This window comes from Vibrio chagasii (genome assembly GCA_041879415.1).
In the GTDB taxonomy this organism is placed as follows: Bacteria; Pseudomonadota; Gammaproteobacteria; order Enterobacterales; family Vibrionaceae; genus Vibrio.
The window spans coordinates 526,049-534,306 of record CP090852.1 but is presented as its reverse complement, the minus strand read 5'-3'; the positions used below and the strand labels follow the sequence as shown (position 1 = coordinate 534,306).

The window sequence follows — 8,258 nt, the reverse complement described above, 5'->3', positions numbered from 1 at the left end:
GCCATTTTCTCATCCGTGAATCTTGGTTGCACTTTCTTAAGTAAAATACACAGATAGAGGTTTCGCGAGGTAATCGGATAATTTTTAAAGAAAATTTCCTTAAATCAAACGACTCTCTCACTTTAGTGTAAGGCGTGTTGAATAATCCTTGGTCAATTAGTTAAAAATTTCATCGATTAGTTAAAGATAACGCTTAACAAGCTTGACCTTACCCTAAGGGTAACCTTTATAGTCTTCTTATAAATTTAAAGGTTAGCTATGACAAACACATTCCGAACAACTTGGATTACTGTTTTCAGCATCATTGCGATGTTGATGTCTAGCTATGCCTCAAGCTCATCAGCCATGATGACTGACATCATGATGATGGATATGAGCTCGGGTAAATCGGCTTGTTACCACAACGATGCGTCGACCAACGACGCAATGGCGGGATGTCATGTGATGAGTGAAGAAGTACACGCCGAACACTCTAATATGAGTGCCCATGATTTGATGGCTCAATGCGATATGTCTTCAATGAGCGAAGACGGTAGTATGATGATGGGTAATCATTGTTCGAGTGCCGATTGCTGTGCCTCAGTGTGTTCTGCAACTTCTTATCCAATTCAGGCTGTTCAAGCCGCTAATCCATATGTCTCTTCTTTAGCTCGTTTTCAATCTGTCACTATTGGACAGAAAGTCGCACGTGCTCAATCTCTGTTACGCCCACCCACCGCATAAATCTATATCTAAAAACATAGCGATATCAGACTCATAAACCTGATACGCCAATCTTTTATATGCGTTATTTAACGCTAGATATGGACATTCACTGTGAATATAAAACCAACAACCTCCGTGTTTGGAATAAACGCGAGTGTCGTGGTCGCTGCTGCCTTTGTTTCGAGTGCTGCTTTTATTTCAGCCAGTGCTTTGGCTGCTGCACCTGCTTCAACACACGCTGATCAACAGAGCTCAACACAGCAACTCAATACATTGATTGAGATAGCATTGAACCAAGACAGCAATCGCAAACAGTACTTTGCTCAGTCGCAAGCGATGCGTGAAACCGGTATTGCGAGCGCTACCCTGATGGATCCGAAACTCAAAGTCGGGTTCGGTGGATTACCCGTCGATAGCTTTCAGTTTGATGAAGACCCGATGACCAATATCTCGGTCGGGCTGATGCAGCAATTCGAGCGTGGCAATACGCTTGATCTTCAGCAGAAAAAGGCAAGTCAGCAAGCTGATGGCCTCGCTCTTCAAGTTGAGGCTCGTGAATTGACTGTTGCTAACAGCATGACGCAGCTATGGCTTGAGTTGGGTTACCAGCAAGTCGCAGAAGGTGTGATGCGTGAAAACCGACGCCTTTTGGTTGAACTAGAGAACTACGTGCAAACCAATTACTCGATTGGCAAAAGCGAAGCGCAAGATCTGCTTAATGCTCAGCTTCAAGTCAGCAAACTTGATGAGAAACTGCAGGCAAACCAGCAAATTCAGCGTCGTTTAATCTCTCAGCTTTCTGAATGGTTGGGTTCGGATTGGCTAGGGACTCAAGCGATTAGCTCTCAGGTTCTTGATTCTCAGGCTCCTGATGCTCAAAGCGTACTCAATGCAACGAACCAAATTGATTGGTCGGTGTTGGAAAATAAACTAGCAACCAACCTCGATTCAACTAAACACTATCAACTGTTGATGGAGCATCCGCTCGTTAAGATAACGGATGCGACTATCTCGTCTAATCAGACACAAGTTGAATTGGCAGAACAAGCTTACACACCTCAGTTTGGTGTAGAAGTTATGTATGCCCACCGACAAGCTAATAACATGGCAGGTGAACCTGCTTCTGACCTTGTCAGTGCTTATCTAACGGTCGACATCCCTCTGTTTACAGGTAATCGACAAGACAAAACCTTGTCTGCGGCTCAACACCAAGTTGGCGCTGCTAAATCTCAAAAAGACACCTTACTTGCTCAAATGAATGCTCAAGTGAATGCATTATTGGTGGATAAGGCGAATCTCACCCAGCGCCTAGAGCGTTACCAAAGTTCCTTATTACCCCAGACATCGGCGCGAATCCGTGCGGTTGAAAGAGGTTATCAAAACAACACGGCACAGTTTAACGATGTGATTTCAGCAACGGCAGATGAGCTTGCTTTGAAGCTTGAGCAACAGCGTTTGATCACTGACCTTAACATCGTGAATAGCAAGCTCGCGTCACTCCTGAGTGGCTTTGATTATCAGGTTGAGCAACCGCAACTAACTGCGACAAACCATCAATAAGGAACGAATAATGAAATCAGTAAAAGTAGCAACAATCGCATTGTTGGTTGGTGGTGCATTAGGTTTTGGTGCGAATCATTTTCTAATTAACCAGTCACACGATATGCCAGCGATGGCGGGGACGATTGAGGGAAACTCCTCCTCACAGGCGAGCGATGAACCCTTGTATTGGGTTGCACCGATGGATCCCAATTATCAGCGTGACAAGCCAGGCAAATCTCCGATGGGCATGGATTTGATTCCTGTATACGCCGATGACGTAAGTGGTGGTTCAGACAAAGCTGGCACTGTATTTATTGACCCGTCAGTAGAGAACAACCTCGGTGTAAAAACAGCAAAGGTTGAGCTGGAGTCTTTGTCTCCACGCATTGAAACCGTAGGTTATGTGGCGTTCGATGAGAGTGCATTATGGCAAACCAACGTTCGCGCTGCGGGTTGGGTTGAAAAACTGTATATCAATGCGGTTGGTGAGAAGGTAAATAAAGGCGATGTACTGTTCACGCTTTATTCTCCTGAGCTTGTTAAGGCGCAAGAAGAGCTGCTGAGTGCCTACAAAACGGGTCGCAAAGGGCTGATCAAAGGCTCGACTGAGCGCTTGATTACGTTAGGTGTCGATAAGGCTCAGATTCGATCTATCACTCGTCAAGGCAAGGCTTCACAAACCATTGAAATCAAAGCGCCTGCTGATGGTGTTATTGCTAGCCTCAACATTCGTGAAGGTGGTTATCTTTCTCCTGCACAAGCGGTAATCAGTGCGGGGCCACTAGGCGAAGTGTGGGTCGATGCCGAAGTGTTTGAACGTCAAGCGCATTGGATATCTACTGGCAGCAATGCCGAGATGACACTCGATGCGATCCCCGGTAAAGAATGGCAGGGAACTGTCGACTATGTGTACCCGATCCTTGACCCTAAAACACGAACCTTACGCGTTCGTTTGAAATTCTCTAACCCAAATGGCGAGCTTAAACCAAATATGTTCGCCAATATCGCACTGAAACCAATCAGTGAAGACCAAGTTCTTACCATTCCTCGATCATCGGTTATTCATTCCGGCGGTATGACTCGTGTTGTGTTGTCTGAAGGGGAAGGTAAATACCGTTCGGCACGCATTGAAGTAGGGCGTGAAGCGGGTGACAAGATCGAGGTGTTGCAAGGGCTCACACAAGACGAACGGATTGTCACGTCAGCGCATTTCATGCTGGATTCTGAGTCTAGCCAATCAGCGGATTTGTCACGAATCAATGGTGTAGAAGAACAAGCAGACACAGCTTGGGCAAAAGGTGAAATTGCAGATGTTATGCAAGGCAGCCGTATGGCAACCATCAATCACCAACCCGTTCCTGAGTGGGATTGGCCGGGCATGGTAATGAACTTTACCTTTGCAGAAGGCTTGGACATTAGCCAACTTAAACGCGGACAAGTGGTTGATTTTGAGATGATGAAAACGGAGTCAGGCCAATACGAAGTGGTTGATTACAAGGTTAATGAACATCAAATGCCAGGTGAAGTATGGGTGAAGGGCAACATCACCATGCTAATGCCTGATTTCGGAATGATCACAGTGAATCATAAGCCAGTGCCAGAATGGGATTGGAAAGCGGGTGAAATGAATTTCCAAGCCAGTGATGACCTTGATTTATCTGAGTTTGCTGAGGGGCAAACCATCCGGTTTCTAGTGGCAAAGGAAGGTTCAGAGTATGTGCTTAAATCTATAGAAGCGAGTGAGGGCACACTATGATCAATGCAATCATTCGTTGGTCCATCAGTAACCGATTCTTGGTTTTGGTCGCCACTGTCGCCATCGTGTTTGGTGGGTTATACAGCGTTAAAAACACGCCCGTTGATGCTATTCCAGATCTCTCTGATGTTCAGGTGATCATTAAAACCAGTTATCCGGGCCAAGCGCCGCAAGTTGTTGAGGACCAAGTAACGTATCCACTCACTACCGCAATGTTGGCTGTGCCCGGAGCCGAAACGGTACGTGGTTACTCGTTCTTTGGCGATTCCTACGTCTATATCATCTTCAATGACGACACCGATATGTATTGGGCGCGGTCTCGTGTGTTGGAGTACCTCAGCCAAGTTGCACCTAATTTACCACCAAGCGCGAAACCAACGCTTGGGCCAGATGCAACGGGTGTGGGCTGGGTTTATAGCTATGTCCTGCAAGACAAAACCGGTAAGCATGACTTAGCCGAACTTCGCAGCCTGCAAGACTGGTTTTTGAAGTATGAACTGCAAACCGTTGAGGGTGTGTCTGAAGTCGCAACTGTGGGGGGCATGGTGAAGCAGTATCAAGTACAAATTGATCCTGCCAAATTACGTGCTTATGACCTGACGCTTCAGCAAGTTAACAAAGCAATCCAAGATGGTAACCAAGAAACAGGTGCCTCAGTGGTCGAAATTGCTGAAGCGGAGCACATGGTTCGCACCACAGGTTACCTGACGAGCATTGAGGACATTCAGTCACTGCCATTAAAAGTAACCGACAAAGGTACACCGCTGTTGTTGGGGGATATTGCTGACATCAACCTTGGCCCGCAGATGCGTCGTGGTATCTCTGAGCTTAATGGTGAAGGTGAAGCAGTTGGTGGCGTTATCGTGATGCGCTTCGGTGAAAATGCCAGTGAGGTGATTGATTCTGTAAAGAATAAACTTGCAGAGCTACAAGCTGGCTTACCTGATGGGGTTGAAATTGTTGCGACCTATGACCGTTCAACCTTGATCGACTCTGCGGTTGAGAACTTATGGAAGAAGCTGGCAGAAGAGTTCATCGTGGTTGCGATTGTATGTGCGCTGTTCTTATTCCACATCCGCTCATCATTGGTGATCGCGCTTAGCTTGCCTGTCGGTATCTTAGGTGCATTCATTGTTATGCATTGGCAGGGCATTAACGCCAACATCATGTCTCTTGGCGGTATCGCTATTGCGATAGGTGCGATGGTCGATGGGGCGATCGTAATGATAGAGAACGTCCACAAACACATCGAACGAACGCCTCTGACCGATAAAAACCGTTGGCAAGTCATTGGTAAAGCGGCAGAAGAGGTAGGGGCTCCTTTGTTTTTCTCTTTGCTGATCATTACCTTGAGTTTTGTGCCAGTGTTCGCGCTAGAAGGCCAAGAAGGCAAGATGTTCTCGCCACTTGCGTTCACTAAAACCTATGCAATGGCGGCGGCTGCAGGCTTGGCTATCACGCTTGTGCCAGTGCTAATGGGTTACTTCATTCGTGGCAACGTGTTACCTGAACACAAGAACCCGGTGAACCGCAGCTTAGTCGCGATGTATAAGCCATTGCTCAACCTAAGTCTCAAGTATCCAAAAGTGATGATAGTGATTGCACTGGGTTTGATGGCTTCGGCGTATTACCCAACCAGCAAGCTTGGCAGTGAGTTCATTCCTCCTTTGGATGAAGGCGATCTGATGTACATGCCGACGACTTATCCGGGCATTTCGATAGGTAAGGCACGTGAACTGCTGCAGCAAACCAACAAGTTAATCAAAACCATCCCAGAAGTTGAAACTACATGGGGCAAAATCGGGCGAGCTGAGACTGCAACCGATCCTGCGCCACTGACCATGATTGAAACGGTTATTCAGTTGAAACCTCGCGATGAATGGCGTGACGGTGTCACTACTGAGTCGCTGCGTAAAGAGTTCGATGATCTGATTCAGTTCCCGGGTTTAACCAACGCGTGGGTTATGCCAATCAAGACGCGCATCGATATGTTAGCGACCGGTATTAAAACGCCAATCGGAATCAAGATAGCAGGACCGGAGTTGAGTGTTATTGAGGATATCGGATCTCAACTGGAACCTATCTTGAATGGTGTGAGTGGTACCGCTTCTGTGTATGCCGAGCGTGTGGCTGGTGGTCGATATGTCACGATAGACATCAAGCGCCGCTCTGCTGCTCGTTATGGGTTAAGTATCAAAGAAGTGCAGCAGGTGATCTCCACGGCCGTAGGTGGAATGAATGTAGGTGAAACTGTTGAAGGGCTGGAGCGCTATCCAATCAACGTCCGCTACCCGCAAGATTACCGTGATTCTGTCGTTAAGCTGCAGAACTTACCACTCGTTACGCCTAACGGTGCCCGTATTGCGCTTTCTGATGTCGCGGATATCCGCTACGAAGATGGCCCACCGATGATCAAAACCGAGAATGCACGTCCTAACGGTTGGGTATTCGTGGATATTGATGGTCGTGATCTTGGTTCTTATGTGGCAGAAGCGCAGCAAGTGGTTGCCGAGCAAATCGTATTACCTGCCGGTTACTCACTCGCATGGTCTGGTCAATACGAATACATGGAACGCGCCAAAGATCGCCTAAGTGTGGTCGTGCCTATCACCATCGCCATCATTATGTTGCTGCTGTATCTGAGCTTCCGCCGTGTCGGTGAAGTGATGATGATCATGCTGACATTGCCTTTAGCCATGGTTGGTGGTTTGTGGTTGATGCATTACCTCAATTACAACTTCTCCATTGCGGTTGGTGTTGGCTTCATCGCGCTAGCGGGCGTTGCGGTAGAGATTGGGGTAATCATGTTGGTGTACCTCAACCAAGCGTGGCATTTCAAAAAGCTTGATGCTGAACAGAGCCAGCAAACCCTCCAACAAACTGATCTCACTGATGCCATTCGTGAAGGGGCAGGGCTTCGTGTGCGTCCAGTCATGATGACAGTGCTTACCGTAATCATTGGATTAATCCCAATCATGTACGGAGAAGGTACAGGCTCAGAAGTGATGCAACGAATCGCTGCACCAATGATTGGGGGAATGGCGTCTGCGCTACTGCTCACTCTATTGGTGCTTCCTGCGATCTTTAAACTTTGGAAGCAGCGTGAGATCACTCAGAGCCAAAGCGAGACAAGTAAATAACGTACTGATTATAAAGCCCTTACTTGCGAGATAGGAGTAGGTAAGGGCACACGATATGAACATGTGAAACTAGAAAAACAAACAGAATCAATTTAAGGAACGACCATGAAAAAAACACTAATTACTATCGCCCTAACAATCACCGCTTCAACAGCATTTGCTGCAATGGATCATTCAACGATGGACCACTCAGGTATGGATCACTCGATGATGAAGAGCGGAGAAATGGACCACTCGAAAATGAATCACAGCATGATGAAAGGTGGAAAGATGGATCATTCAATGATGATGAACATGGACGGTATGTCTGAAGTAGGCATGCCTGCGACGGGTGCAAAGCCGGATAAAGTGGTTCATGTTTTACTCAGTGACGATATGAAAATCACCTTTAAGAACAAGGTCGAAATTGAGCCGAACGATGTGGTGCAGTTCGTTGTGATGAACACAGGCAAGATCGATCACGAATTTTCGATTGGTTCTGCCGCGGAGCAGTTAGAGCATCGTGAAATGATGAAAAATATGGGGAATCATGCTCATGATTCTGGCAGTACAGTGACAGTAAAACCGGGCAAAGCGAAGCAGCTGCTTTGGCATTTCCATGGAGACAATCACGTAGAATTTGCCTGTAATATTCCAGGGCACGCAGAAGCGGGTATGGTGAAAAGTGTAACGCTTTAGACGCTAGTCATTAGATCTTGGTTGGATTAGAAATTCAATCGGGCTAGGAAATTAAAGATAAGTCTTAACTCATACCAATGCGTGAGTTGAGACTTATCCTCCTTTCTCATCACTGTAAAAGAATCGATGTTTCCAGTAGGTGCTGTGCCTCTCCACTAAGGTGAGGGAGCTCTGACATGATTCTTTTAAGCTTGTCGTCGATAGACTCCACTTCACTCAAAGAACGAAACGCAAGAATAGCTTGCTCAGGCTCACTGCTCACATAACCTTTCAACGTATTAAGTTGAATTTTGTTCGCGTTTTCGACTTTGGACAGGGCGATATTGATTGTCTCAATATTGATAGTTAACTCATTGCTTTTAAACATTTTTATTATTTTATGGTTGTTTCCAGTTGAGCGCACATTAACACAACAAAGGATTCGAACATTGACCGAG

At 46.5% G+C, this 8,258-nt stretch carries 6 protein-coding genes; 5 read left to right on the top strand and 1 reads right to left on the bottom strand.

What is annotated here, in order from left to right:
• Nucleotides 1-258: 258 nt before the first annotated feature.
• The 5 genes from L0991_16405 to L0991_16385 all read left to right on the top strand — a co-directional run bounded on the left by L0991_16405 (nt 259) and on the right by L0991_16385 (nt 7,821).
• Entirely contained in the window at nt 259-723 is a 465-nt protein-coding gene (locus L0991_16405; GenBank protein ID XGB65113.1) for a hypothetical protein, read from the top strand.
• Between the two features lie 99 nt (nt 724-822).
• Nucleotides 823-2,265 (top strand): TolC family protein, encoded by a 1,443-nt coding sequence (locus L0991_16400; protein ID XGB65467.1) that lies wholly within the window; start codon nt 823-825, stop codon nt 2,263-2,265.
• Nucleotides 2,266-2,275: 10 nt separating this feature from the next.
• The gene (locus tag L0991_16395; GenBank protein XGB65112.1) at nt 2,276-4,003 is read left to right on the top strand and encodes an efflux RND transporter periplasmic adaptor subunit; all 1,728 of its coding nucleotides are present in this window, start codon (nt 2,276-2,278) and stop codon (nt 4,001-4,003) included.
• The gene (locus L0991_16390) at nt 4,000-7,143 is read left to right on the top strand and encodes an efflux RND transporter permease subunit (GenBank protein ID XGB65111.1); all 3,144 of its coding nucleotides are present in this window, start codon (nt 4,000-4,002) and stop codon (nt 7,141-7,143) included. The genes L0991_16395 and L0991_16390 overlap by 4 nt, the downstream gene beginning before the upstream one ends.
• 105 nt (nt 7,144-7,248) lie before the next feature.
• Nucleotides 7,249-7,821: a copper-binding protein gene (locus tag L0991_16385; GenBank protein ID XGB65110.1), complete on the top strand. Its 573-nt coding sequence runs from the start codon at nt 7,249-7,251 to the stop codon at nt 7,819-7,821.
• 109 nt (nt 7,822-7,930) lie between these two features.
• Here the strand turns inward: L0991_16385 and L0991_16380 are convergent, their stop codons facing one another.
• Nucleotides 7,931-8,188 carry a hypothetical protein gene (locus tag L0991_16380; GenBank protein XGB65109.1) on the bottom strand — a complete coding sequence of 86 codons (258 nt, stop codon included), beginning with the start codon at nt 8,186-8,188 and terminating at the stop codon, nt 7,931-7,933.
• Nucleotides 8,189-8,258: the final 70 nt, after the last annotated feature.

Coding starts and splice junctions, on each gene's coding strand:
- L0991_16405 (XGB65113.1), top strand. CDS start 259: ATGACAAACACATTCCGAACAACTTGGATTACTGTTTTCAGCATCATT.
- L0991_16395 (XGB65112.1), top strand. CDS start 2,276: ATGAAATCAGTAAAAGTAGCAACAATCGCATTGTTGGTTGGTGGTGCA.
- L0991_16390 (XGB65111.1), top strand. CDS start 4,000: ATGATCAATGCAATCATTCGTTGGTCCATCAGTAACCGATTCTTGGTT.
- L0991_16385 (XGB65110.1), top strand. CDS start 7,249: ATGAAAAAAACACTAATTACTATCGCCCTAACAATCACCGCTTCAACA.
- L0991_16380 (XGB65109.1), bottom strand. CDS start 8,188: ATGTTTAAAAGCAATGAGTTAACTATCAATATTGAGACAATCAATATC.